This is a genomic window from Amycolatopsis anabasis (genome assembly GCF_009765355.1).
GTDB lineage: Bacteria > Actinomycetota > Actinomycetes > Mycobacteriales > Pseudonocardiaceae > Amycolatopsis > Amycolatopsis anabasis.
The window spans coordinates 353,497-377,271 of the sequence record NZ_VTHK01000003.1 but is presented as its reverse complement, the minus strand read 5'-3'; the positions used below and the strand labels follow the sequence as shown (position 1 = coordinate 377,271).

22 protein-coding genes are annotated in these 23,775 nt (G+C 71.3%); 6 read left to right on the top strand and 16 right to left on the bottom strand.

The annotated features are described in order from the left end of the window. Positions 1 to 12: 12 nt before the first annotated feature. The 9 genes from FXO23_RS05870 to FXO23_RS05830 all read right to left on the bottom strand — a co-directional run bounded on the left by FXO23_RS05870 (position 13) and on the right by FXO23_RS05830 (position 9,270). Positions 13 to 1,194, bottom strand: coding sequence for an MFS transporter (locus tag FXO23_RS05870; RefSeq protein ID WP_158881502.1), 1,182 nt, complete (start codon positions 1,192 to 1,194; stop codon positions 13 to 15). Positions 1,195 to 1,205: 11 nt separating this feature from the next. Beyond that, positions 1,206 to 1,613, bottom strand: coding sequence for a RidA family protein (locus FXO23_RS05865; RefSeq protein ID WP_158881500.1), 408 nt, complete (start codon positions 1,611 to 1,613; stop codon positions 1,206 to 1,208). A gap of 80 nt (positions 1,614 to 1,693) precedes the next feature. Beyond that, complete coding sequence (locus FXO23_RS05860) at positions 1,694 to 2,176, bottom strand: RrF2 family transcriptional regulator (RefSeq protein ID WP_158881498.1); 483 nt, start codon at positions 2,174 to 2,176, stop codon at positions 1,694 to 1,696. Between the two features lie 150 nt (positions 2,177 to 2,326). Further along, complete coding sequence (locus tag FXO23_RS05855) at positions 2,327 to 3,643, bottom strand: UDP-glucose dehydrogenase family protein (RefSeq protein ID WP_158881496.1); 1,317 nt, start codon at positions 3,641 to 3,643, stop codon at positions 2,327 to 2,329. 2 nt (positions 3,644 to 3,645) lie between these two features. Further along, positions 3,646 to 4,893: a glycosyltransferase family 4 protein gene (locus FXO23_RS05850; protein ID WP_158881494.1), complete on the bottom strand. Its 1,248-nt coding sequence runs from the start codon at positions 4,891 to 4,893 to the stop codon at positions 3,646 to 3,648. 342 nt (positions 4,894 to 5,235) lie between these two features. Continuing rightward, the gene (locus tag FXO23_RS05845; protein WP_158881492.1) at positions 5,236 to 6,096 is read right to left on the bottom strand and encodes a glycosyltransferase family 2 protein; all 861 of its coding nucleotides are present in this window, start codon (positions 6,094 to 6,096) and stop codon (positions 5,236 to 5,238) included. Next, the gene (locus FXO23_RS05840; RefSeq protein ID WP_158881490.1) at positions 6,093 to 7,049 is read right to left on the bottom strand and encodes a right-handed parallel beta-helix repeat-containing protein; all 957 of its coding nucleotides are present in this window, start codon (positions 7,047 to 7,049) and stop codon (positions 6,093 to 6,095) included. Before FXO23_RS05840 ends, FXO23_RS05845 begins: the two co-directional genes overlap by 4 nt. 14 nt (positions 7,050 to 7,063) lie before the next feature. Continuing rightward, positions 7,064 to 8,038, bottom strand: coding sequence for a hypothetical protein (locus FXO23_RS05835; protein ID WP_158881488.1), 975 nt, complete (start codon positions 8,036 to 8,038; stop codon positions 7,064 to 7,066). Further along, a complete protein-coding gene (locus tag FXO23_RS05830) occupies positions 8,035 to 9,270 on the bottom strand; it encodes an MFS transporter (RefSeq protein ID WP_158881663.1) in 1,236 nt (411 codons plus the stop codon). The genes FXO23_RS05835 and FXO23_RS05830 overlap by 4 nt, the downstream gene beginning before the upstream one ends. 225 nt (positions 9,271 to 9,495) lie before the next feature. Between FXO23_RS05830 and FXO23_RS05825 the strand changes: the two genes are divergently transcribed. The 4 genes from FXO23_RS05825 to FXO23_RS05810 all read left to right on the top strand — a co-directional run bounded on the left by FXO23_RS05825 (position 9,496) and on the right by FXO23_RS05810 (position 14,391). Continuing rightward, entirely contained in the window at positions 9,496 to 10,272 is a 777-nt protein-coding gene (locus tag FXO23_RS05825) for a YveK family protein (RefSeq protein WP_158881486.1), read from the top strand. Positions 10,273 to 10,439: 167 nt separating this feature from the next. After that, positions 10,440 to 11,756, top strand: coding sequence for an O-antigen ligase family protein (locus tag FXO23_RS05820; protein ID WP_158881484.1), 1,317 nt, complete (start codon positions 10,440 to 10,442; stop codon positions 11,754 to 11,756). Beyond that, complete coding sequence (locus FXO23_RS05815; RefSeq protein WP_158881482.1) at positions 11,753 to 12,964, top strand: ArnT family glycosyltransferase; 1,212 nt, start codon at positions 11,753 to 11,755, stop codon at positions 12,962 to 12,964. Before FXO23_RS05820 ends, FXO23_RS05815 begins: the two co-directional genes overlap by 4 nt. Continuing rightward, entirely contained in the window at positions 12,961 to 14,391 is a 1,431-nt protein-coding gene (locus tag FXO23_RS05810; protein ID WP_158881480.1) for a lipopolysaccharide biosynthesis protein, read from the top strand. Before FXO23_RS05815 ends, FXO23_RS05810 begins: the two co-directional genes overlap by 4 nt. Here the strand turns inward: FXO23_RS05810 and FXO23_RS05805 are convergent. Beyond that, positions 14,375 to 15,196 carry a class I SAM-dependent methyltransferase gene (locus FXO23_RS05805; RefSeq protein ID WP_158881478.1) on the bottom strand — a complete coding sequence of 274 codons (822 nt, stop codon included), beginning with the start codon at positions 15,194 to 15,196 and terminating at the stop codon, positions 14,375 to 14,377. The two genes, FXO23_RS05810 and FXO23_RS05805, sit on opposite strands and share 17 nt — an antisense overlap. 218 nt (positions 15,197 to 15,414) lie before the next feature. Here FXO23_RS05805 and FXO23_RS05800 point away from each other — a divergent pair, with 218 nt between their 5' ends. Beyond that, complete coding sequence (locus FXO23_RS05800) at positions 15,415 to 16,101, top strand: glycoside hydrolase family 75 protein (RefSeq protein WP_158881476.1); 687 nt, start codon at positions 15,415 to 15,417, stop codon at positions 16,099 to 16,101. A gap of 169 nt (positions 16,102 to 16,270) precedes the next feature. Continuing rightward, positions 16,271 to 17,119 carry an SAM-dependent methyltransferase gene (locus FXO23_RS05795; RefSeq protein ID WP_158881474.1) on the top strand — a complete coding sequence of 283 codons (849 nt, stop codon included), beginning with the start codon at positions 16,271 to 16,273 and terminating at the stop codon, positions 17,117 to 17,119. Between the two features lie 386 nt (positions 17,120 to 17,505). On the opposite strand, the gene FXO23_RS05790 is transcribed toward FXO23_RS05795, so the two are convergent. From FXO23_RS05790 to FXO23_RS05765, 6 genes are all read right to left on the bottom strand, one after another. Then, positions 17,506 to 18,981 (bottom strand): alpha/beta hydrolase, encoded by a 1,476-nt coding sequence (locus FXO23_RS05790; RefSeq protein ID WP_158881472.1) that lies wholly within the window; start codon positions 18,979 to 18,981, stop codon positions 17,506 to 17,508. Between the two features lie 88 nt (positions 18,982 to 19,069). Beyond that, on the bottom strand, positions 19,070 to 19,642 hold the full coding sequence (locus FXO23_RS05785) for an acyltransferase (RefSeq protein ID WP_158881470.1): 573 nt from the start codon (positions 19,640 to 19,642) through the stop codon (positions 19,070 to 19,072). Beyond that, on the bottom strand, positions 19,642 to 20,730 hold the full coding sequence (locus FXO23_RS05780; RefSeq protein WP_158881468.1) for a DegT/DnrJ/EryC1/StrS family aminotransferase: 1,089 nt from the start codon (positions 20,728 to 20,730) through the stop codon (positions 19,642 to 19,644). The genes FXO23_RS05785 and FXO23_RS05780 overlap by 1 nt, the downstream gene beginning before the upstream one ends. 3 nt (positions 20,731 to 20,733) lie before the next feature. Beyond that, positions 20,734 to 21,987, bottom strand: coding sequence for a glycosyltransferase family 4 protein (locus FXO23_RS05775; RefSeq protein WP_158881466.1), 1,254 nt, complete (start codon positions 21,985 to 21,987; stop codon positions 20,734 to 20,736). Next, on the bottom strand, positions 21,984 to 22,622 hold the full coding sequence (locus FXO23_RS05770; protein ID WP_158881464.1) for a NeuD/PglB/VioB family sugar acetyltransferase: 639 nt from the start codon (positions 22,620 to 22,622) through the stop codon (positions 21,984 to 21,986). Before FXO23_RS05770 ends, FXO23_RS05775 begins: the two co-directional genes overlap by 4 nt. Continuing rightward, positions 22,619 to 23,752 (bottom strand): DegT/DnrJ/EryC1/StrS family aminotransferase, encoded by a 1,134-nt coding sequence (locus tag FXO23_RS05765; RefSeq protein WP_246256936.1) that lies wholly within the window; start codon positions 23,750 to 23,752, stop codon positions 22,619 to 22,621. The genes FXO23_RS05770 and FXO23_RS05765 overlap by 4 nt, the downstream gene beginning before the upstream one ends. Between the last annotated feature and the right edge of the window lie 23 nt (positions 23,753 to 23,775).

Genomic DNA, 23,775 nt, shown 5'->3' with positions numbered 1-23,775 from the left:
CGGCCGGAACACTCACGACGTCTTGCCCGTGAGCAGAAGGTAGACCAGCGCCAGGGCGGCCACGGCCGCGCTCATCCCGTACAGGGCGGGTGCGCCCAGGGTGAGGACGAGCCCGCCGAGCGCGGTGCCCGCGCCGATGCCCAGGTAGATCGCGGACGCGTTGAGCGCCACCACGAGCGGCGCCTCGCGCGGGGCGGCCGCGATGAGCCGGTGCTGCTGCGGGGCCGACTGCGTCCAAGTGGTCGCGCCCCACAGCAGCACCAGCGCGCCCACCGCGAACCCCGGGGACGCCCCGGCCGCGGCGATCCAGCCGAGCAGGCCGAGCGCGACGGTCATCCCGGCGTAGCCCACGGTCAGCACCCGGACCGGGGTCCAGCGGTCGGTCGCGTAACCGGAGCCGAAGTTGCCGAGCACCGCGCCCAGCCCGTACAGGAAGAGCAGCAGCACCGAGGCGGATTCCGGGATGCCCACCGCGTGCAGCGCCGGAACGCTGTAGGCGTACACCGTGTAACTCGCGCCCATGCCGAGCACGGTCAGCGGCAGCACGGCCAGCACGCCCGGATGCCGCAGCACGGCGAGCCGCTCGCGCAACCGGACCCGCGGGCCGCCGGGCAGCGCGGGCATGATCGCGAAGACGCCGCCCGCGACCAGCAGGCACAGCGCGGCGACCAGGCCCAGTGCCATCCGCCAGCTCGTCCAGTGGCTGGCCAGATCGCCCAGCGGAACACCCAGCGCGGTCGCGATGGTGAGGCCGCCGATGACCACGGCCAGCGCCCGCGCGCGGAGTTCGGGGCGCACCAGCGCCGCGCTCACCGCCCCGGCCGTCGGCGTGAACGCGGCCGCGCCACCCGCGGCGAGCACCCGGGTCACGATCAGCACCGGCAGGCCGGGGGACAGCGCCGAGCCGAGGTTGGCCAGGCCGAGCAGGAGCAGCGCGCCGACCAGCAGCGTCCGGCGCGGCAGCCGCGCGGTCAGGGTCGCGACGATCGGGGCGAGCACGGCGTAGGCGACCGCGAACACGGTGACCGACTGCCCGGCCGCCGCGGTGGTGACGTGCAGTTCGGTGGCCATGTCCGGGAGAAAACCGGCGACCACGAAGGCGTCGGTGCCCACGGCGAAGGTGCCCAGCCCGAGCACGAGGGTCGAGGTCAGGCCGCGGGGTTCGGTGGCGGCTCCGGGGTACGTCGAGACCATCTCGGCTCGCCTCAGCCCGCGGCCGGGGCGGTGACCGCCATCAGATCGACCTCGATCAGGAACTCCGGTTTGGACAGCCGGGTGACCCCGATCAGCGTGCTCGGCGGGCGCCCGTCGCCGTAGGCGGGCAGGTCCCCGTCGGCGAAGATCTTGAAGAACTCGTCGACGTCCCGCACGAACATCCGGCGGAACACCACGTCGTCCCAGGTCGCCCCGGCCGCGCAGAGCTGGACGTCCAGGTTGTCCATGACCTGGCGGTACTGTCCTTTGTAGTCACCGGGGGCGACGCACTCGTAGTTCTCGTCGGTCGGGGTCTGGCCCGCGACGAAGACCAGCTTCAGGTCGCCCTGCACGGTCACCACCCGCTTGAACATCGGGTGCCGGTACAGCTCCGGCGGATCGATCTCCTCGCGCTCCATGGCACACTCTCCCTTGAATCACGACATCTAATATCCAGATTTATGACAAAAGCCAGTCCGGGCGGTGGTTCTGCCGGAATTCAGCTGCTCACCCGGTCGTACCAGCGCCGCGTGCGCTCACCGGCGGTCGCCGGGGCCGCGGCCATCACGTCGGCCAGGGTGTGCGCGGCGAGCTCCCGCCGCCACGCCAGCTCGGCCTTGCGCATCACGGTGCTGACCGCGCACGGCCGCTGGAACTCCCGCGCCGGAGTCCCCTCCGCGCCCGTGCCCTGCTGCCGGATCTCGGTGCAGCGGAACGCCTCTTCCGGGCCCTCGATCGCCGCGACGACGTCCATCACGGTGATCTTCTCGGGCCGCCGGGCCAGCCGGAACCCGCCCTTGACGCCCGCGGTCGAGGTCAGGATCCCGGCCCGCACCAGCGCCTGCAGGCGCTTGTTCAGGTAGGCCGGGGGCAGGTCGAACCGCGCCGCGAGTTTCGCGGTCGGCACCGGTTCGTCGCCCGGGAGCCAGGCCAGCGTGAGGCAGCAGTGCAGCCCCCACTCGACCCCTTCGCCCATCCGCATAACCAGGACACTACACATCCAGGTTTCGGCGTGTCCACCCGCCCGCAGCGATGCCCCCAATGCGGCTTTCGGAACCTTCAACGCCCCGAACGCCACATTGGGTACCTTCAACGCCCCCAATGCCACATTGGGGGAAGTTCGGTATCGGGGTCAGCGGCGGCCCAGGCCGATCCAGTCGAAGCCCGCGCGGCGGAGGACGTCGGGGTCGAGCAGGTTGCGGGTGTCGACCACGATCGGCCGGCGGGCCGCCTCGGCCAGCCGGGGCCAGTCGAGGGTGCGGAACTCCGGCCATTCGGTGAGCAGCACCAGGGCGTCCACGTCCTTGGCGACCAGGGACGGATCGTCGACCACGCTCACCGAGCCGAGTTCGGGGCGCAGGGTGTCCGGCGGGACGACCGGGTCGTAGGCGACCAGTTCCGCGCCCGCCTGCCGCAGCAGCGCGGCCACCGCCAGGGCGGGCGAGTCGCGCAGGTCGTCGGTGTTCGCCTTGAACGTCAGGCCGAGCAGGCCGAGCCGGACGTGCGAGAGCGAACCGGTGCGCCGCCCGGTGACCGCGAGCCGCACCTTGTCCACGATCCGCTGCCGTTGCCGGGTGTTCGTCTCGATCGCGGCGCGCAGGAGCCGGAACTCGAAGTCGGCGGAGTCCGCGATCTGCAGCATCGCGTGCGTGTCCTTGGGCAGGCAGGAACCGCCCCAGCCGGGCCCCGGGGTGAGGAACGACTGCCCGATCCGGCGGTCGTAGCCCATTCCCTCGGTGATGTCGTTGATGTCCGCGCCCAGCCGCTCGCACAGTTCGGCCATCGCGTTCACATAGGACAGTTTCATCGCCAGGAAGCAGTTCGCCGCGTACTTCACCAGTTCCGCGGTGGCCGCGTCGGTGAGCACGGTCGGCGCGCCCAGCCGCGCGTAGAGCGACGCGACGCGTTCCGCGGCGTCCTGCGCGTCGCTGCCCACCACGATCCGGTCGGGTTTGAGGAAGTCCTGGACGGCCGAGCCCTCGCGCAGGAACTCCGGATTGCTCACCACGGCCACGTCGTCCCGGCCGATGAGTTCCTTGGTCCGCTCGGCGGTGCCCACCGGCACGGTCGACTTGTTGACCAGGACCGAACCGGGGCGCAGCAGGGGCCGCAGTTCGTCCAGCACGGCTTCCACGGTGCTCAGATCGGCGACCCCGCCGACGCCCATCGGGGTCGGCACGCACAGGAACACCACCTCGGCGCCGCTCTCGAACATCCCCAGCGCGGTCGCCGCACCGACCACAAAGGACAGCCGCCCGGCGGCGACGCCCTCGGCGACGAGTTCGGGCAGCCCCGGTTCCAGGATGTCCACCTCGCCCCGGCGCAGCCGCTCCACCTTGGCCGCGTCGACGTCGGCGCAGACCACCTGGTGCCCCAGCGAGGCGAGGCAGGCCCCGGTGGTCAGGCCGACATATCCCGTGCCCACTACGACAATGCGTCTGGCGAACATGATCACTTCCCGGTCAGTGCGTGTCGTGGCGATTCGGTTGCCACGCCCAGCAACTCGGCGTAAATGGAGAGGTAGGCCGCCGACTGCGGCGCCCAGTCGAGTTCGCGTTCCGCGCGCACGCGGCCCGCCTTCCCGAGCCGTTCGGCCCGTTGCGGGTCGTCCAGCAGCTCCACCAGCGCGGCGGCGAACCCCTCGGTGTCGCCGGGTTCGCGGTACACCGCGCAATCCCCGGCCGAGACCACGGTTTCGGTGAGCCGGTAGGCCAGCACCGGCAGGCCGTAGGCCATGTACTCCATGGTCTTGTTCATCGTGGACACGTCGTTGAGCGGGCTGAGCGGATCGGCGGACAGGCCCAGCGACGCGGTGGACAGGTAGTCGGTGATCTGCTCCGGCCCGACCCGGCCGGTGAACTCGACGACGTCGTCCAGGCCCATCTCGGTGCACTGCCGTTTCAGGTCTTCCAGGCAGTCGCCGAAGCCGAGCAGCGCGAAGGCCACGTCGTCCCGGCCGTGTTCGCGCACGACCCGCCGGGCGATTTCGAGCACGCCGTCGACGCCGTCCTGCGGCCCCATGATGCCCAGCCACACCACCAGATGCGCCTTGCCGCGGCGCAGTTCCGGCTTCGGTTCGCCGGGGCGCATCACCGAGGTGTCCGGCCCGGAGCGGACCACGGTGGTGTGCTCGGCGGGCACGCCACCGCGTTCCAGTGCGATCCGCCGGTACGACTCGTTGGTCGAGATGACCCGGTCCGCGGTGCGGAAGGTGTTGCGCTCCAGCCAGTACAGCCCGGCGAGCTGAGCCTTCGCCGCGACTCCCGAGGGCTCGCCGAACCGCGACCGGAACACCTCCGGGTTGAGGTCGTGGTGATCGAAGACGAACCGCACCCCGCGGGCCTTCCACAACCGCGCGAGCGCCCAGTAGGTGTCCGGCGGGTTGCACGCCTGTATGACGTCGAACCGCCTGTGTCGCCATATCCGGCGGGTGAGCCAAGCGGTGCGCAGCCAGCAGTAGGCGAACTCCCGCAGGTAGCCGAGCGCCCCGTCGGCCTGCGGCGGCGGCGAGTACTTGTACAGGTGAACGCCGTCCAACCACTCGTACCCCGGATCGCCGGGGCCCTTCGGGCAGATCACCGAAACCTCGTACCCGGCGCCGGCGAGCGCCTGGCATTCCAGCCACACCCTGCGATCCAGCGGTACCGGGAGGTTCTGCACGATGATCAGCACGTGCCGAGCATTCGGAGATCTGGACACCCTGCGCCTCTTTTCGCGAGTAGGGCTGACGTCCGTTATTCGCGGAAAGGTGCGATTTCATTACGCACGAAAATGGTTCCCCGGAAACTGGCCGAAATTCGGTGGAAGGTGACGTGTTTCGCCCCTCACGCGAAGTGACCGAACAGGACGGTCGTGGTCACCTCTTGTTTCAGGGCAACACATCCGGGCGATATGACGGAAAGCCGCCAACCGGCGGAGCGTTACCTCGATCCGACAGTTTCGCATGATCTTTCATCGAAACGTAACCGAACCGGGGGTCGACCGAATTTGGCGGTAATACCCGTAGCAAGTGCCCCGTGGCGTGTTCTGGGCATAACGAGTTCATCTATTTTCTCTACTCTCGGTGCGCGAGGTCGGGTCGGCTGCCCAGATGGACGCCGAACCGTGCCGATCGCGCCAGCGGCTGAGCAGCCGTTCGGCGGCGAGCACTCCGAGGAACACCGCCGCGTCGGAGATGGGGACCTCCCCGCGCCGCACCCGCGCGGCCAGATCCTTCGGGGAGAGCGCGGATTCGCCCGCCCGGCGGCCCAGCCGGTCCAGTTCCCGGTTGCCCAGCCGCACCCGGGCGCGCCGCCGGATCACCGCGCCGAGCGTGCGCGCGGGCCGCACCGCGGACCGGGCCCCGGGCACCTGCGCGCGTTCCTCGGGCGTGAAGCCGCGGTGCACGTACCCGTCGTCGGAGATGACCGAGGGCAGCGGGAACACCCGCGCGTGGCCCGCTTCGCCGAGCACGTAGACCCCGGCGCCGGTGAGCCCGCGCCGGCCGGCGAGCAGCTGCTCCACGACCCGGTGAAACCGTGCGGCCAAGGCGGAAACCGCGGACAAGTCGTAGTGCGGCACCGGGGAACACGCGAGCAGCCCCGGGACGGTGTCCAGCGCGCGGACGAGCGCGCGCAGCGAGTCCGCGTCCAGTTCGACGTCGGCGTCGAGGTACGCGCGGGGGAACGTCCGGCATTCGCGGTCGCCGATCACCAGGGCGTTCGCCTTGCCGGGCACCGGGGTCTCGTACACCCGGGCCCCGGCGGCACGGGCGAGCGCCGCGGTCCGGTCGGTGCAGCCGTTCGCGACCACCACCACGTCGATCTCGTCCGGCGCGGTCCCGGCGGTCAGCGTGCGCAGGCACCGTTCGATCACCGCTTCCTCGTTGTGCGCGGCGATCACCACGCTCGCGATCGGGGTCATGCGGGGCGGACCGGGGCGAGCGTGTCGTCGCGGTAGTTGCCCTCGGCGGTGATCGTGCCGTCGGTGACGTCGAACGGGCCGAACCGCCAGTCGGGGACGATCCGGTTGCCGATCACCCGGACGTTCTGCGGGAAACCGTGGCCCTGGCTGCGCACCTGCACCGCGAAGTTGCCACCGGCCAGCAGGTTGTCCTCGACCGTGAAGTCGTGCACCGGCGCCTGTTCGGTCGCGATCCGGACCGCCGCGTTCTTCCCGCTCGCCTGGTTGGTGAACGTGTTGTGCCGCAGCACCGCGTTGCGCGCGCCGTTGGACTGGATGGCGTCGTTGTGGCAGATGTCGCAGCCGACCAGATCGTGCACGTACGAATCGGTGATGAGCACGTCGCCGCCGAGGTGCGGGCCGTCCTGCACGTGGTGGATGTCGGCGCGGCGCAACGTGTACCCGTCGAAGCCGACGGCCGCGTTGCCGATCGGCGAGTTCAGCCCGTCGATCTCGACGTCCTCCAGCAGCACGTTCTTGAACCCGGCGAACACCTGCACCGGGTAGTAGCTCGCGCACCGGATCCGGCTGCGCTTGATGGTCACGTCGTCCGCCTTGATCGACACGCAGCCCTGGATGTCCTTCGCGTCCAGGACCGTGCCCGGTTCGGTGATGATCAGCTCGCCCTCTTCGGTCAGCTTGACGCCGTCCGCGGTCGGCGTCACCCCGGTCGGCCGCCACCCGGTGTTGGTGGCGTCCGGGTACCCGCAGCGGCTGGGCTGGGCGATGCAGCCGGTGGAATCGGATTTCGACGGGGGCGTGGGCACCACCGGCTGGGCCGCCGAGGGGGGTGGGCTCGGCGGCCCGGAGGTTTGGCTGTCCCGCGCCGATCCCTCGGGGGTGCAGCCGGTCAGCGGGGCGGCGGCGAGGCAGCCCGCCGCGGCCAGTGCGAGACGTCGTGAGCGAGCGTGCATCCTGCTCACCTTCTTCATCGGACGGGTACCGGTGACGCCGCGTTCGGGATCACCATGCGGGCGGGCGCGGAACCGTCCGCGGGCACGAAGAACACCGAACTCTTCTGCTGCCCGCCGGCGGTCGCGGCGTAGGCGAGGTTGTGCTCGTCCAGCCAGGCGGCCTGGTCGTCGATCCCGGTGGTTTCCGGCAGCACGCGTTCCTCGCCGGTCTTCAGGTCGTACACCGCGAGCTGCCACACCCCGAGCCGGTTGAGCCGCTTCTTGTAGGCGACCTTCGTGCCGTCCGGGGAAAGCGACGGGCATTCGGCGTTCTGCCGCAGGCCTTCGACCGTCTTCGCGGCCAGATCGCCGCGCACCAGCCAGGTCCGGCCGCCCGAGGCGAGCGTGGCGTAGAAGGTCCGGTCGTCCGCCGCGACGGTGACCCCCCAGTAGTTGATGTCGGCCGAGCGGTACGCCGAACCCTCGAGCGTCGCGGTGAAGTGCTCGAGCGATTCGGCCAGTTCGCCGGTGCGCAGGTCGAGCGCCCCGGTCCGGGTGGAGAACCCGCCCGGGGTCGAGTACGAGTCGCCGGTGACGAACGAGGTCCAGGACACCACCTGGCCGCTGCCGGAAATCCGGGCGCGGCTGGGAATTCCCGGCAGCGCCACGGTTCGCCGCGCACCGCCGTCCGCGGCCAGCACCGCGGCCTCGTAGGACGGGCCGGGCCCGGCCAGGCGCAGGCACACCGTGGTCCCGGCCGACCGGTAGACCCGCTGGCACCGCAGGCCGGTCGCGCCGCGCGGGCCGTCCGGGCGTTCCACCCGGGTGGTTTCGACCCGGTCCTGCCCGTCGGCGAGGTCGACGAACATCAGGTCGCCGGTGGCGGGCGGTTTCGCGTCGGCGACGCCTGCCTGGCGACTGGCCGTCCAGCCGACGTACCCGCCGCCCGCGAGCACCACCACGACGATCGCGGCGACGCCGAGCCAGATCCTGCGGCGGGAGAGGTTCACGCGGAAGCCTGCTTTCGGACGAGGAAGGCGACCGCCACCAGGGCCGCGAACATCGCGACCACGAGCGCGAGCACCGCCGAGGTCAGCGCCATCCCGGCGAGCATGAACCCGAACACCATCGAAGAGGCCAGCCGGGCCACCGCCTGCCCGGTCTGCATGGTGGCCATTCCGGTGCCGCGCAACGATTCCGGCAGCATCCCGCCGGCGTACGCCATGAGCACGCCGTCGGTGCACGCGTAGAACGCGCCGTGCGCGAGCAGCGCGACGACGACCATCGGGTACCCGCCGCCGGGGAGCAGCAGGGTCACGTAGACCACGAGGAGCAGCACGTGCCCGGCGAAGAACACCGGCCACCGCCCGATCCGGTCGGACAGCCGCCCGAGCGGCGCCGCGGCGAGCAGGAACACCAGCGCGGTGCCCAGCGGCAGCAGCGGCAGCAGGCCGATCGGTACGTGCGCGGCCTTCTGCAGGACGACGAACACGAACGCGTCGCTGATGGTGACCAGGCCGAGCAGGGTGGCGGCGATCGTCGCGCGCCGGAAGGCGCGTTCCCGCAACAGGTTCAGCCCGCGCCTGATCGATATCTTCTTACGCGCCGCGGGTTCGACCGGCCGTTCCCGCACGAACGCGGCGAGCACGATGAGTCCGAGCACCGCGAAGCAGAAGCTGACCACGAACACCGGTTCCGGCGAGGAGCCGAGCTTCGCCAGGATCAGGAAGGTCAGCAGCGGGCCGAACAGCGCGCCCACGGTGTCCATCGCGCGGTGCACGCCGAAGGCCCGGCCGAGCCGGTCCGGCGGGGTCACCAGCGAGATCAGCGCGTCCCGGGGCGCGGTGCGCATCCCCTTGCCCGCGCGGTCGGCGGCCAGGATCCCGCCGATGCCCGCCGCGGACGCGCCCGCGAGCGGGAACAACACTTTGGTCACGGCCGACAGTCCGTATCCGAACAGTGCCACGAGTTTCGGGCGCCCGAGCCGGTCCGAACCGTAGCCGCCGACCAGCCGCAGGATCGCGGTGGCGCCGTTGTACAACCCGTCGAGCAGTCCAAACTGGACATACCCCACCTGGAGCGTGTACAGCAGGTAAACCGGGAGGAACGCGGTGACCATTTCCGCGGAGACGTCGGTGAGCAGGCTGACCGTGCCCAATGCCAGTACGGTTCCCGGAATCCGGCCTTTGCCGTCACCTTCGCGCTTGGTACCGCCACGAATGCGTGTGGAGGCCACGTACAACACGGACCTCCTGGGAACGAGTAACGAGAATGGTGGGCGGAAATCGCTTCCGCTGCCTGCACATCGGCCTTTGCGGCCGGGTCGTTAACGTCAATGTCGAGTTGTTACCACTGGCGGTGCCAAGCTCACCCGTTTGCGTCGTGGGCCCCGGCACACCCGGCGTGAACAGGCGTAACGAAGCACCCTTTCGAGCGATTCCAACGCTGACGGGCCGCAGGGCGCTCGGTGATCGGGGACGAGATGGATTTCTGGAAGACGCTCGCGGTCTTGTTGCGCCGCTGGTACGTCGCGGTGCCGACGCTGGTGCTGTCGCTCGGTTTGGCCGCCGGGGTCTACCTCTCCGTGCACACCGACTACCAGTCGACCGGCACGATCGTGCTGGCTTCCTCGGCCGAGGGCGCGCGGGCGTCGGCGGGGGACAACGCGAGCGCCGACCGGGTCAACCCGATGCTCGCCTTCGACGGCAGCCTCAACACCTCGGCGCAGATCATCATCCAGACCCTGCAGGACCCGGCGATCCAGAAGCAGATCCTCGGCGAGGGCGACAGCGTCAAGTACGAGGTGGGCAACGGCGAGCTGTCCGGTCCGTTCATCGTCGTGGTCGCCACCGGGCGTTCGCCGGAACTGGCCAAGGACACCGTGGCCAAGGTCCTGGACCGCGGCAAGGCCGAACTGGCCGACCGGCAGAAGTCGCTGCACGCCCCGGAGACCACGTTCATCACGCCCGTGCAGGTGGTCGCCCCGACCCCGGCGGAGGCGAAGACCGGCGGCAAGACCCGGTTCGCCGCGGTCGCCCTGGTGCTCGGGTTCGTGGCCAGCCTCGGCGGCGCCTACGCGTGGGAGAGCTTCGCCGAAGCCCGCAAGCGCAAGGCCGCCAAGGCGGCCCCGGCGAACAAACCGGAGGAGAAACCCGCGTCGAACGGCGCCCTCCGCGCCGACGAGATCGCGAGCGGTTCGCACCCCACGGTCCGGTTCCGCCCGGTCTCCCGCGACCGGACCTAGCCCCGTGCGCACCGTCCCCAGCGTTGAACTCGCTTACCTGAGTGTGCAATTCGGTTACCTGAGTGTGCGGTTCGCGTGCCCGAGTGTGCGGTTCCCGAGTTACACGCTCGGGCACGCGAGTCGCACGTTCGGGGAAGCGAGTCGCACGTTCGGGGTGGGGGGTTAGCGTGCGGGCCGTCGAGTTCTCGGCGCGGCAGCGGGCGGACGGGGCGACGCTGGCCTGCGGGTTCGTGCTGATTCTGCTGATCATCCCGGCCCGGCTGGTGTTCAGCGGGATCCCGCTCTCGGTCACCCCGGCGACGCTGTTCGGGCTGGGGCTCGGCCTGGTCTGGTTCTGCTGCCAGCTGGTCACCACGCTCGGCGTCGCCAAAGGGCGGAACGTGGCGCGCACGGCGCTGTTCCTCTACGCGATCTCGCAGCTGGCCACCTACGGCTACGCCACCCGCAACTACCTGCCCTCGGACGAACTCGACAGCGCGGACCGCACGCTGGTGGTGACCCTGTCCACGATCTGCGTGGGCATCGCGGTCTGCGACGGGGTTCGCGGCCTCGCCCGGCTGGACACGCTGCTGAAGGTCACGGTCGGCGCGATCACGTTCGTCGCCGTGGTGGGCGTGCTGCAGTTCGCGATCGACCTCGACCTCACCCGGTACCTGGCGATCCCCGGCCTGCGCCCGGCGACCCAGGACGGGTTCGTCCTGGCGCGCTCGGAGTTCCGGCGGCCCTCGGGCACGGCCGGGCATCCGATCGAATTCGGTGTGGTGTGCGCGATCGGCGTGCCGCTCGCCGCGCACTACGCCTACCGCGCCAAGGACGCCGGGCTGCCGTCGCTGCGCTGGTGGGCCTGCCTCGCGGTGATCGCGGCCGGGGCGATGACCTCGCTGTCCCGGTCGGCGATCCTCGGCCTCGCGCTCGGCGGCCTGATCCTGCTGGTCGGCTGGCCCGGCCGCCGCCGGGTGCAGGCGTTCGTCGCGGCGGCCGGGTTCGTGGTCGTGCTGCGGATGGTGGTGCCCGGCCTGGTCGGCACGCTCTACAGCCTGTTCAACAACATCGACTCCGATCCGAGCATCAAGGGCCGCACCGACGACTACGTCAGCGCGGGCGCGCAGATCGCGCAGCACCCGCTGCTCGGCCGGGGGAACGGCACCTACCTCGCGGAACGGTACGGGCCGCTGGACAACCAGTACCTCGGCACGCTGGTGCAGACCGGGTACATCGGCCTGGGCACGCTGATCTTCCTGTTCCTGGCCGGGTTGTACGCCGCGGGCCGCGCGCACTACCTGAGCAAGGACCCGCTGGTGAAGGATCTCGCGCTGACCCTGATCGCGTGCCAGGCGATCGTGATCCTCGGCGCGGCGACCTTCGACCTGCTGTGGTTCTCCACGGCGACCGGCCTGACCTTCGTCCTGATCGGCGCGAGCGGCGCGCTGCTGCGGTCGGTGCGCGAGAACGAGTGGGTGTCCACAGTGGAGGTTCCCCGATGACGGCCGTTGTCGCCCGCGCGAGGCTGCTGGACCGGATCGAGGCGCACGCGGGGCGGATCGCGCTGGCCGCGGTCGGGCTCGCGGTGGTGCTGTCGGCCGGGTACGCGATCGTGCTCGGCGGCGAGCTGCGGTACCTCGACGAGCACGTCTACACCGAACTGACCCGGTCGATGGCGCACGGGCACGGGTATTCGGCCGACGGCAACGTCACCGCCTACCGCCCGCCCGGGTACCCGTTCCTGCTGCTGCCGGTGTACCTGCTCAGCGGTGGCGCGGTGTTCGCGTTGCGGCTGGTCGGGGTCGCGTGCCTGGCCGGTTCGGTGTGGTTCGCCTACCTGCTCGGGCGCCGGATCACCCCGGCGGCCGGTGCGCTCGCGGCGGTGGTCCTGGCCTGCTACCCGCTGCTGGTCTACACGGCGACCGCACTCTACCCGCAGGTTCCCGCGCTGCTGATGCTGCTCGCCATGACCGAGTTCGCCCTGCGCTGTCGTCCACTATGGATAGTCCTCAGCGGACTCTGCGCGGGATCGCTCATCCTCACCGTGCCCTCGTTCGCGCCGTCCCTGCTCGTCCTGGCGGTGTTCCTCGGGCTCCGGAAGAACTGGCGGTCGATCGTGCTGCTGTTCGCGGTGGCCGCGGTCCTGCCCGGGCTGTGGTGCGTGCGCAACGCCGTGCAACTGCACGCGTTCGTGCCGGTGTCCACGAACAACGGGGTCAACCTGTTGCTGGGCAACAACCCCGGCGCCACTCCGGGCAGCGGGACCACAGTGGACATCTCGGCGTGGGATAGCCGGGCGAAGGAACTGCGCCTGGACGAGGTCGGCATCGACGGCTTCTACCGGGAGGCGGCGGTCGACTGGATCACCGCGCATCCCGGGGACGCGGCGGCGCTCTACCTCGGCAAGGTGGCGCACACCTTCGCGTACAGCGATTCGCTCAAGACCTCCGGCCAGGGCGCCTCGGACCTACTGGCCGCGCTGACCTATTACCCGGTGCTGGCGCTGGCCGCGCTGCGGCTGCTGCTCGTGCGGCGGTTCCCGATGCACCGGGTGGAAAAGCTGGCGTTGTGGTTCATCGTGCTGAACGTGCTGCTGCTCGCCGTGTTCTTCACCCGCGTCCGGTTCCGCGTTCCGCTGGACGCGCTGACCATCGTGCTCGCGGCGTCGGCGGTGGCGCACCTGTGGCGCGGGCGAACGGAGGCCCGGTGACCACGACCGCCAAGCACCGCAAACCATCCTCGCCAATCCGGCGGGCGCTCAGCATGAGCGCCCTCAACACGGTCGTCGGCCGCCTCGGCACGTTCCTCACCGGGATCGTGCTGGCCCGGTTGCTCACCCCGGCGGATTTCGGCGTCTACGCGGTCGCGTTCGTCGCGTTGATCGCGTTGCTGTCGCTGAACGAACTGGGCGTGAGCCTGGCCGTGGTGCGCTGGCCGGGGGACCCGGAGCGGATCCTGCCGACCGTCACCACGATCTCGTTCGTCGCCAGCGCGCTGCTGTACGTGGCGTGCTTCTTCGCGGCGCCCTCGTTCACGCACGCGCTGGGCGCGGAATCGGCGACCGGCGTGGTGCGCGTGCTGTGCCTGTCCATGGTGGTCGGCGGGCTCACCGCACCGGTGGCGCAGCTGGTGAACCGCGAGTTCCGGCAGGGCGTGCGGCTGGTCGTCGACCTGGCGAACCTGGTGGTCACCACCGCGGTGACGGTGAGCCTCGCGGCGACCGGGCACGGCGCCTGGAGCCTGGCGATCGGGCAGCTGCTGGGGAACGTGGCGATGGCGGTGGCGCTGTTCGCGCTGACCCGGCGGTGGCCCCGGCCCGGGTTCGATCCGCGGCAGGCGCGCGAACTGCTCGCGTTCGGGCTCCCGCTCGCCGGGTCGAGCCTGCTCGTGGTGGCCATGCTGAACATCGACTACGTGGTGACCGGCCGCCTGCTCGGCCCGGTCGCGCTCGGCTTCTACCTGCAGGCGTTCAACCTGGCGAGCTGGCCGGTGAACGTGTTCTCGGTGGTGGTGCGCCGGGTGTCGCTCGCCGCGTTCGCGCGGGTGCAGGAGAACCCGGACGAACGCGAATCCGTGCTGGCGCGGATGGCCACCCTGCTCGCGGTGCCGACGTTGCCGGTGTGCGCGCTGCTCGGCCTGCTCGCGCTGCCGGTGGTGACCACGCTGTACGGCACCAAGTGGTCGGAATCGGCGGCCGTGCTGCAGTTCCTGGTGATCCTCGGCCTGGTGCGGGTCGCCGCCGAACTGGGTTACGACTTCCTGGTCGCCCTGGGCAAACCGCGCGCGACGCTGTGGTTGCAGGGCGGCTGGCTGGTCGCGCTCGCCGTCGCGCTGCCGGTCGGCGCGAGCCTCGGCGGCATCCAGGGCGTCGGCCTCGCGCACGCCGCGGTCGCCGTGCTGCTGGTGCTGCCCGCGTTCGTGCTCGCCGTCCGCGGCACGGGGGTGCGGGTGGCCGGGCTGTGGCGCGCGGTGTGCCGGCCGGTGCTCGGCTGCCTGGTGCTCACCGCCGTGGTGCTGACCGTCCGGCTGCTCACCCCGGCCGGATTCGTGCAGCTGCTGATCGCCGGATCTCTCGGTGCGCTGGCCTACCTCGCGGTGGTCTGGCCGCTCCGGCACGAACTCAAAGCCGCGCGATGACCGTGTTCGTGTACCAGAGGTGCGCGGCGCTGACCCGCTGCGGAACGCGCAGCGGCGAGTAGGTCGCGTCCGGCCGGAGCGGATCGAGGATCCGCAACCCGGCCTGCCGGTAGGCGGGCCGCAGCCAGAGTTCGTCGTAGGCCACATTGGACTCGGGATGTTCGGCGTCCTTGAGCCGGTGGTGGTCCCGCGCGAACGGCCACGCCTTGCGCAGGCTGCGGCCGGGCAGCGCCTGTTCGGACCGGCGGTTGTACAGGTTCCAGGTCGCCGCGAACACCCCGCCGGGGCGCAGCACCCGCGCGACCTGCGCGAGGTAGTTGGCCGCCGCGTCCGGGGTCAGGTGGGTGAACAGCGATCCGGCGTACGCGAGATCGAACGAGGCGTCCGCGTACGGGAAGACGTAGTCGGCCGCGTCCACGCCCGGATCGTGGCCGATCGAGGTCCGCACGTCGGCGTGCGTGAAGTGGAAGTGGGGATGCCGGGCGGCGATGTTCCGCTCGCACCAGTCGACCAGGTACGGCAGCACGTCGAACCCCTGGTAGCCGCCCAGCGGGCCGAGCACCCGGGTCAGCGGGAGCGCGAGCCGCCCGACCCCGCATCCGATGTCGAGCACGTGGTGGTTCGGGGTGAGCCCGCAGAATTCGGTCAGGAACCCGACCTGGTCCCGGCCGGTCCGCCCGAAGTCCAGCCAGAGCGGGGAGATGTCGCCCCGGATCCGCCGGGGTGGCCGGCGGGTCACCCTGGTCACCACGTCGTTGGCCTTGTCGCGTGCCGTTCTCGCCTTCGATCGCCAGGTGGTCGTCACCACGCCCCCACGGGTCCGATGGTCGTGTCGCTTGTTAGTCGAGGGGCGTGACGACGCGGTTACCAGGCGTTTGTCGCAATTCGATGCGTCCGGGTGCCGGATTGTCCACCGGACAGGAACCCGGACATTTCCGGCAGGGGCTTGAACTCGGTCACGCTCGGGAGCATCCTAGGTGCGCATCGTCAAAGTAAGGAAAGTTTCCTAACTAAGGAGATGTGATGCGGAAGCAACCCCTGCTCGCTTCCCTGCTGTTCCTCCTGGCCCTGGCCCCCTCGGCGGTGGCCGCGGCCAGCCCCCAGCCTCCCGCGCCCGCCGCGGCGGCCGGGCCGTCCGCGGCCGAACTGCTCGCGAAGACCCAGGGCTGCAAGCAGATCTCGAACGGCAAGTACAAGACCGACGCCGAGGCCGGGCGCACGATCCCGGTGTGCGACGCGAACGGCGCGGTCTTCTGGAAAGCCGATATGGACATCGACTGCGACGGCCAGCCCACGGCCCGGTGCAACAAGAACACCGACCCGTGGTTCCAGCCGGACACCGCGTTCCACCGCTCCGACGGCAAACCGCTGATCGCCGACCAGACCCCGTACCTCGTGGTGCCCAGCCCGAGCAGCACCTGGAAGTACACCTCGTCCGGGCTCAAGGGCGCCGGTTCCTGCGCGGTGATCTACCAGGACAAGGTGCTGTACACGGTGATCGGCGACACCGGACCGGCCGACATCATCGGCGAGGCGTCCTACGCGACCGCGAAGGCGCTGGGCATCGACCCGGACCCGGCGAACGGCGGCACGGATTCCGGCGTGACCTACATCTGCTTCAAGAACTCGCAGGTGTCGCCGATCGAGAACCACGACAAGGCGACCTCGGTCGGCGCGGGCCTGGCCGCGAAGTTCGTTCAGGGCAACTAACCAACCCACGGGCAGGAAGCGGGACGGAGGCGTGGCGGCGGCCGTCCCGCTTCCGTCTCTTCGCGCCCGGACTCCACAGTGGAGTGCCCGGGCGCGAAGACTGGGGTAGTTCCCAGTACCGGGCCGTCCCCTTGCGATCACTTCCGGCGGTGAGCAGGATGCCGGAAATATGAGGAATGCCGAGCCGGTGCTGCCCGCCGCGGTCGCGGGGAGTCTCGACAAGCCGTCCGCCGCCCGGCTCTACGACTACTGGCTCGGGGGTTCCAACAACTACGCGGTCGACCGCGAGTACAGCCGGAACGTGCTCGAACCGATCACCGCGGACGTCCGGATCTACGCCCAGGAGAACCGCAAGGCGCTGCGGCGGGCCGTGCGGTACGCGATGGACCAGGGCATCCGGCAGTTCGTCGATCTGGGCTGCGGCCTGCCCACGGCCGGGCACGTGCACGAGGTGGCCGACGAGCACACGCCCGGCGCCGCCCGCGTGGTGTACGTCGACAACGAACCGATCGCCGCGGCGCACGCCGAGATCCTGCTCGACGCGCGGGCGGACAGCGGCCGGCACCGCGCCCTCTACGGCGACATCCTGGACCGGGACAAGCTGTGGGAACGGGTCCTGGCGACCCGGGTGATCAAACAGCAGCCGATCTGCCTGCTGCTGGTGGCGGTGCTGCACTTCATCAAGGACGACCGCGATCCCTGCGATCTGGTCGGGTTCTACCGCCGCGCGCTCCCGTCCGGTTCGCTGCTGGTGATGAGTCATTTCACCGACACCGGCATCGCCACCCCGGAAGAGGCCGCGAATCAGCGGCGCCTGGTGGACGCGTACGAGCGCACCACGAATCCGGGGCAGACGCGCACCCGGGACGAGTTCACCGAGTTCTTCGGCGGCTTGGAGATCGTCGCGCCCGGGATCGTCTACGCCCCGGAATGGCACCCGGACCCCGAGGACGAACCGGAATGGGAGGGCCCGCCGAGCCGCTCCCGCATCCTGTTCGGCGTAGGCCGCAAACCCTGAGGTCGTGAGTGGTGCGGCCGGTTCTAACCGGCCGGAACGCTCACGACCCCCAGTACTTGGTTCCCCTACACGAGACGGTGACCGGCCTGGGCGTGCAGGCGCCGCCTGACTGCCACCCGGATGCTCGTCGCACTGTGTCGGCCAAGAGGGACCGCAACGAGGCCGCGCTCGTGGGGGTGCCCGGGGCACCTACCGAAATGGGGTACCCGGAGGACACCAATGTGGCTTTCGGGGCGTTGCAGGTACCGAACGCCGCATTGGGTACCTCCGAGCACCACCACCCGCGCGGTGTCGCACTTTGTCGGCCAAGTGCGGCTCGTCGAACGGAAACGCCAGGTCACAAGTAGGTGACCAAATGAGAGTCCGGTTCTAACCGGCCGGAACACTCACGACCCGGTGCAGTGCTGGTCGCCGCCGGGCAGGGTGCCGTCGGCCAGGTACCGGTTCACCGCCCGGTTCGCGCAGTCGCTCGGAAAGTTCGCGAAGATCGCGTGCGTCCGGGCCTCGACGGTGACCAGCCGCGAACCCCTTAGCGCGCGGTGCGCGGCCAGCCCGTCCGCGTAGGGGGTGCGGGTGTCCCGGGTCGCCTGCAGCAGCAGCGCGGGCACCCGGTTGCCGATCTCGGTGGCGCGTTCGGCCGGGGGACCCCAGTACGCGCACGGCATGATCGAGTTGAGCAGCGGGCCGAACAGCGGCTGGCTCACCCGGGCGTGCTGGACGGCGTGCCAGGAGGACTCCGGATCCGCCGGGGCCGCCTGATCCCCGCAGAGCACCGCGAGCGTGGCCGCGTTCTGCGCGGCGCCGCGCACCGGGCGGGCCAGGAAGTCGAGCAGGTCCAGCAGTTCCGGCGACGGCGTCACCGGTTCCCCGGCCGCCGCGCCGGCCAGCGTGCGCACGGTTTCGGCGAGCCGCTCGTTCTGCCGCTCGTCGGTCGTGTGCAGGTAGAACACGTACGGCAACGTGTGTTCGTCCACCCGGTATCCGCCGATCCGCAGCGGTTCCGCCGCCGCGTCCCGGACGAGCCGCTCGAGCAGGCCGCGGACCTGATCGGGCGTGCTCCCCAGCCGGGAATCGCGGCCAGCCGCCCAGGCCGCGAACTCGTCGACCGCCTTCTCGTTGGCGGGCCCCATGTCCCGGAACAGCCCGACGCCGACCCGCCGCGGATCCGGTGCGCTGTCCAGCACCAGCCGATCAAGATTGCGGCCGAACAGCTGGGCGTACACCGCGCCGAGGTAGGCCCCGTAGGACTGCCCGAGGAACGACGTCTTCCGCTCGCGAAGCGCGCCTCGGACAAGGTCGAGATCGCGCGCGATGTTCCGGGAAGTGATGTGGGGCAACAAGTCCGGGTACTTCTCCCGGCACCGCCGGGCCTCGTCCCGGGCGAGCGCGGCGGTTTCGTCGAATCCCCGCCGGTCGAGCCCGGCCGAGCGCAGCCAGATACTCGACCGCAGACCGCAGTCCAGCGGCGAACTCCGGCCGAGCCCCCGCGTGTCCATCCCGATCAGGTCGTACCGCGCGGCCGCCTCGGGGGTCAGCGCGGCCCGCACGCGGATCGGCATGTCCAGCCCGAATCCGCCCGGGCCACCGGGGTTGGTCTGCAGGATGCCGCGTCGCCGCGCCGGATCGGTGGCCGCGAGCCGGGAGATGGTCACCGTGATCGTGCGTCCCCGCGGCGCCCGGTAGTCCAGCGGCACGGTGATTTCCGCGCAGCGCAACCCGGCTCGGTCCAGCTCCGGGTCGGCGCATCCGGTCCAGCGCACTTGCTGGCGGTAGAACCGCTCGAGGCCGGAGTCCGCCCGCGCGGGCGAGGTGAAACCGGCCACCGCGAGGAGGGTGAGGACGGCCGCGAGGAGAGTTTTCATCCGCTTCTTTCGTTCGCCACGGCCAGTGTAGCCAGTAGAACTCACCCGGCGGGGAGCGGGAACTCCTTTGCCGCTAAGGGAAACTCGCCTACGCGTCCCGTCTCTTCAGGCCGTCGCCGGAGCGTTCGTAGCCGGTTCCGCAGTCGTCGCAGTTCAGGGTGTCGTCGAGGCGGTAGCCGCACGCGCACACCCAGCCCTTGCGCACCGCGGGATTCCCCGCGACGAACGCGTGCGCCGGAACCGACCGGGTCACCACGGATCCCGCGCCCGCGAACGCGTATTCGCCGATCTCGATCCCGCAGACCACCACGGTTCCCGCGCCCAGCGACGCCCCGCGCCGGACCACCGTGGGCAGGAACTCGTCCGGCCCCTTCCTGATGTGCGCACGCGGCCGGAGATCGTTGGTGAACAACACGTTCGGCCCGAGGAAGACCTCGTCCTCGCAGGTCACCCCGGTGAACACCAGGGTCCCGTTCTTGACCGTCACCCGGTCGCCGAGCACCGCCCCGGTTTCCACGAACGCCCCGTCGCAGATGTTGCAGTCCTGGCCCACCCGGGCGCCGGGCAGCACGTGCGCGAACGCCCACACCCGGGTGCCCTTGCCGACGGTGTCGCTTTCGCACAGCCCGCGCGGATGCACCCGCACCCCGGTCGCCAACATCAGATCGCCTCCGCGAGTACGTCCACCACGCGTTCCTGTTGCGCGGCGGTGATTTCCGGGAACAACGGCAGCGACAGGATCTCGTCCGCCATCTTCTCCGCGAGGGGAAAGGCGCCGCGCGGGTAGCCGAGGTGCGCGAACGCCCCGGTGAGGTGGACCGGGGTGGGGTAGTGGATCCCCGCCCCGATTCCCTCGGCCCGCAACTGCTCCAGCACCCGGTCCCGCTCGTCGACCCGCACCACGTACAGGTGCCACACCGGTTCGTTGCCCGGCAGCACGACCGGTCTTCGCACCCCGGGCAGCCCGCTCAGCAACGCGTCGTACCGGGCCGCCGCGACCCGCCGGGCCGCGTTCCAGTCCGCCAGCCGCCGCAGTTTCGCGGACAGCACCACCGCCTGCAGGGTGTCCAGCCTGCTGTTGAACCCGAGTTCGGTGTGCTCGTACTTCCGCGGCGACCCGTGCTCCCGGAGCAGCCGCACCTTCCCCGCCAGCTCCCGGTTCCGGGTGACCACGGCGCCGGCGTCCCCGTACGCGCCGAGGTTCTTGCCCGGGTAGAAACTGGTCGCCGCGATCGTGCCCAGCCCGCCCGCGGCCACCCCGTCCCGCCGGGCGCCCTGCGCCTGCGCGGCGTCCTCGAGGATCGGCACGCCCGCGGGCAGCGCCTCGACCGGCGCGGTCTGCCCGTACAGGTGCACCGGCACGATCGCCCGGGTCCGCGGGCCGGTGACCGCGTGCACGGCGTCGACGTCGATCAGGCCGGTTTCCGCGTCGCAGTCGGCGAGCACGACCCGCGCCCCGGCGCGCGCCACCGCTTCGGCCGTGGCGATGAACGTGTTCGCGGGCAGTACGCATTCGTCCCGGGGGCCGACGCCGAGCGCGCGCAGCGCGAGTTCCAGCGCGTCGGTGCCGTTGGCGACGCCGACGCAGTGCCCGACCCCGCAGAACTCGGCGAACTCCGCTTCGAACGCGGCCACCTGCGGCCCGCCGACGAACGCGGTCGCCTTGAGCACCTCCGCCCAGCCCGCCGCGACCTCGTCGGCCACCTGGTCGTGCTGCGCGGCCAGGTCCACCAGTGGAATTCCCGGCATTCCTCACCCCTCTCTCCGCGCCGGTCCGGCGAGCGGACGGGCATTGGCGTCATCGGTCGCGACGGCGCCGCCGCGCCACCGCCGGTACTTGCGGGCCAGCGTGCTGCCGACGATCCCGGCGCCGCTGCGTGCGATGTCGGCGAGCAGCGCGGCTTCGCCGACCCGGTCGGACAGTGCGCGCAGGTACTCGTGTTCCTGTACGTCCGCGGCGCGCGCCAGGCTGAACCGGTCGGTCACCAGCTTCCGGGCGTACCCGCCCAGTTCCCGCCGCAGGCCGGGGGAATCGGCGAGCCGTTCCAGGGCGCGGCGCAACGCGGGCGCGCCGGAGCCGAGCGTGCCCGGCCCGAGCCCGTACCAGCCCTGCCGCAGGAACAACGGCGTGCTCTCCCGGGTCAGCGTTTCGCTGAACCCGTCCTCCCCGACGACCACCAGCGGCGCGCCGAAGGCCATGCCCCGCAACGCGGAACCGCCCATCCCCACCAGGATGTCCGCCGCCGCGTAGGCGGGCCGGGGATCGGCGATCTCCCCGGTCAGCAGCACGGCTTCCCGCCCGGCCTGGGCGTTCGCCTTCGCGGCCCGCTCGGCGATCTCCGCGCGGCACCGGCCGTCGCCGACGATCGCCAGCCGCACCCGCCGCCCGGACGCGGCCAGTTCGCCCACCGCGTCGCACGCGGCGAGCAGGCCCTCCCGTTTCAACTCGGGCACCAGGCGGCACACCATCGCGATCACGATCTCGTCCGGCGCGATCCCGTGCGCGGCGCGGAAACCCCGGCCGTCGACGACCGGCGAGTCGGATTCGGTGTCCACCCACGGTTCGAGCAGCGTGACCCGGCGGTGCCCGGCCGCGACCGCGGCCTCGCGGATCCGCTCGGTGCCCACGATCAGCGGGACCGTGCGCGGGAAGAACGGCACCACCGACATCGACATCACCGTGCCCAGCACCGGAACCGCGCCCAGCAGTCCGGGGCCGAACAGCGCCTCGACGACCGGCGGCCATTCGTAGCCGTGCACGAGATCGATCCGGCGTTCCCGGACCAGCCGCGCCAGCGTGCGCAGCACCTCGGGGGAGGGGCGCCTGCGGTCGAGCGGGATCTCGACGTGCTCGAGCCCGAGTTCGCGCACGCGGTCCACGAGCGGACCCGGTTCGGAGACCACCAGCACCCGGTGCCCGCGTGCGGCCATCACCCCGGCGAGCTGCACCGCGTTCAGCTGCGAGCCGCCGATCTCCATCGCGTGCGGGTAAACCAGGAGTCTCATGCCAGCCTCCGCGCGGGGGAGCCGACCCAGATCTCGCCCGCCGGTACGTCCCGCAGCACGACCGCCCCCATCCCGATCACCGCGAATTCGCCGATCTTCAGGTTCTCCCGGACGAGCGCGCCCTGCCCGAGGTAGGCACTCTGTCCGATGTGGACACTCCCGGCCAGGGTGGCCCGCCCGGCGAGGGTGACGAAGTCGTCGACCTGATCGTCGTGGGTGAGCAGGACGTGCGGCATGGCCACCACATGCGCCCCGATCCGTTGCGGCGCGGTGACCACCACCCCGGCGAGCAGCAGCGTGCCCGGCCCGATCTCGGTGCCCGCCGCCACCGAGGCCGCCGGGTGCACCAGGGTCGCCCAGCGCTCCACCGGCAGGTCCAGCCGCGCGACGAGCCGCGCCCGGCTGCCGGGCCGCCGCACCCCGGCCATGCAGGCCAGCACCGCGGCTTCGGGGTGGTCGTGCACGAGTTCGCTCCCGCCGAGCACGGGAATGCCGTCGATCTCGCGGCCGTGCTGGGTGGGGTCGTCGTCGAGCGCGCCGATCGGCGCCCAGTCCCCGGGCATCGTGCGCGCGGTGGCCAGGGCTTCCCGGGCCAGGCCGCCCGCGCCGAGCAGCAAGAGCGGTCGTGGGCTCATGCCACGGCTTCCACGGCGATCGCGTCAGTCAGCGCGCGCACCACGGTTTCCTGGTCCGCGGCGGTCATCTCGTGGTGCAGCGGCAGGATCAGGGAGCGTTCGGTCAGCAGTTCGGTCGCGGGCAGTTCGGTGTGCGGATGCCCGGCATAGGCGGGTTCGGTATGCGCGGCCATGATCCCGCGCCGCGCGGAAACCCCGGCCGCGGCCAGTTCGGCGAGCACGGTGTTGCGGTGCACCCCCACCCGGTCGCTCAGCAGCACCCAGAACGACTGGTAGTTCGTCGTGCCGTGCGCCGGATCCCGGACCGGCGCCACATCGTCCACATCGGACAGCAGCCGGTGGTAGCGCGCGGCCAGTTCCCGCCGCCGCGCGATGATCCCGTCCAGCCGGCCGAGCTGCACCAGGCCCATCGCCGCCTGGATGTCGGTCATCCGGAAGTTGAACCCGGTCTCGGTGTACGCCTCGACGATCGCGCCCCCGGCGGCGTGCCGCTCCGCCGCGGACACGTTCATCCCGTGCTCGCGCAGGCGCCGCAACCGGGCCGCGAGTTCGCCGTGGTCGGTGGTGATCATGCCGCCCTCGCCGGTGGTGAGCAGCTTGCGCGGGTGGAACGACCAGGACGCGAGCAGCGCGCCCGCGCCCACCGGGCGGCCCCGGTAGGTCGACCCCGCCGCGCACGCCGCGTCCTCCAGCACCGGCACCGCGCCGCAGCGGTCGCGGATCGCGTCCACGTCGGCGGGCACCCCGCCCTGGTGCACGAGCAGGACCGCCTTGGTCCGCCCGGTGAGGACCCGGCCGACGGTTTCCGCGGTCAGGTTGCCGGTGGTCTCGTCGACATCCGCGAAGACCGGGGTCGCGCCGCAGTACCGGACCGCGTTCGCCGTCGCGATGAACGAGAAGGACGGCACCACCACCTCGTCGCCCCGGCCCACGCCGAGCGCGTACAGGCTCAGGTGCAGCGCGGTGGTGCAGGAGGACACCGCGACCCCGTGCCCCGCGCCGACCCGCTCGGCGAACGCCGCCTCGAACTCGGCCACGCGCGGGCCCTGCGCGACCCAGCCCGACCGCACCACCTCGGCGACGGCCAGTGCCTCCTCTTCGCCCAGCACCGGTCGCATCACGGGAATCACGATTGGCTCCTAGTAAGTAAACA